The sequence below is a fragment of the Stenotrophomonas sp. GbtcB23 genome, assembly GCF_019091045.1.
Classification (GTDB): Bacteria; Pseudomonadota; Gammaproteobacteria; order Xanthomonadales; family Xanthomonadaceae; genus Stenotrophomonas; species Stenotrophomonas rhizophila_A.
The window spans coordinates 1-1,476 of the sequence record NZ_JAGXKC010000113.1 but is presented as its reverse complement, the minus strand read 5'-3'; the positions used below and the strand labels follow the sequence as shown (position 1 = coordinate 1,476).

Here is a 1,476-nt window from a genome sequence, read left to right as displayed (position 1 = left end):
TCTCTAGGCTCGATGTCGAACAGCGCCTTCGCCAATGGAACAAGTCGCTCCCCAAGCGAGGCCTCACCAGCATTGACCCACCACATTTCGCCCAAGGCCGTGATCTCTATCTGAGCTTCTCCCGGCCCGGCGATCACGCTCGCCTCGCTAAGTTGGCGGAGCATGAAGGCACCATGGATGCTTGCTTACGATGGCGCTCCGGAAATTGAATCGCTCAATTTTTGAGTGCCGACCTATTGCGAGGGACTGGTCTATTACGAACAAGTGAAACGCCGAGCCTCGGAGCTACACATGATAGCCCCAAGCTTAATTTGCCCGACTGACCTAACGGGAAAAATCGCCGCATAAAGTAGGTCTCGCCCTCACGCCCCACTCGGTCATCCTGCACAGCCCCTCGCTGGATCTTTCCGTCTCGGGCAGAACCTCCACCTGGCAACGCCATGGCAACGTTAAGGGCGCGCGAAAGCTTCCGCCCCGCTTACTTGAGTCTCGAGGTAGACGACCACAACAGGCCAGTCCGCAGCGCTTGGCAGGGCGGCACGCCATTTTTTTGGGACATCAGAATGCCGAAGCCCCGCAAGATGCGGGGCTTCGGGGATGCATCGAGGGTGATGAAGGACAGCGGCTTACCAGCCGTTCTTGTCGTTCATGGCGCTCTCCGGTTGGCGGTCTGTGGGTTGGAGCGGTTTCACTTTAGCACGTTTTACACCTGTGAGCCGATGGCACCCTTCCTCTCCTTCCTACGCTGCGCCCTTTCTCTGGCCTTCTGTTCATGTTCCTTTCGGTCTTTCCAGCGATGCGCCAGCGCCTGAAGCTGCTTGTATACAGTAGGAGAGCTTGCTGGGGCGGATCGACAATGCTGAACATAGTTGCGGAAGACAGTCCACACTCGCGCGACACGCGTACCCTCCAGCTGATAGGCATACTCGTCATCAACAACACCTGCATTAACTGCACAGGCAAACTCCTCAAACTCGTCGAGGTAGCAACTTACCACTCGATCTGAATGCCCATGCTCGAAAATCGCTTTCGCAGTGTTCTCACAAATAGCTGTTCCCGCCTTCAGATTTGCCTCAAATTCCTTAGCGCGCGCTACTTCTTCAAGCTTTTGTAGGACGTCAGGAGTGATTAGCTCACCGAAGTGATTATGGTAGGAAAGTACCTTGTTCCAACTGGCGTTCACCCGAACTTGGAGGGCCGCGAGAACAATAGAAAAGAGGCCAATGACGACAGCTCCAGTCTGAACCACGGATGCCTTAGTGGACACCTCATTGACACCTGTGGGCACCTGTTGGAAAACACCGTAGGTAAAATACGCGACCAGGCCTACCACCCCCAAAAAGAACAGATGGGAGCCAATGATCCTCCAACTGTATTTCACACACGCGTTGTACCAGCCAATCCAAGTGTATTTACTCATCGCGCCGCCCTGCAATCCGTGGTAGGGAAAGGATGTGAACTATATGTGAATAACCT

Annotated in this window: 1 protein-coding gene; it reads right to left on the bottom strand. The window is 54.6% G+C overall.

The window, feature by feature from the left end:
- Positions 1-703: 703 nt before the first annotated feature.
- Positions 704-1,420: a DUF4760 domain-containing protein gene (locus KVS69_RS18210; RefSeq protein WP_217539408.1), complete on the bottom strand. Its 717-nt coding sequence runs from the start codon at positions 1,418-1,420 to the stop codon at positions 704-706.
- Positions 1,421-1,476: the final 56 nt, after the last annotated feature.

Coding starts and splice junctions, on each gene's coding strand:
- KVS69_RS18210 (WP_217539408.1), bottom strand. CDS start 1,420: ATGAGTAAATACACTTGGATTGGCTGGTACAACGCGTGTGTGAAATAC.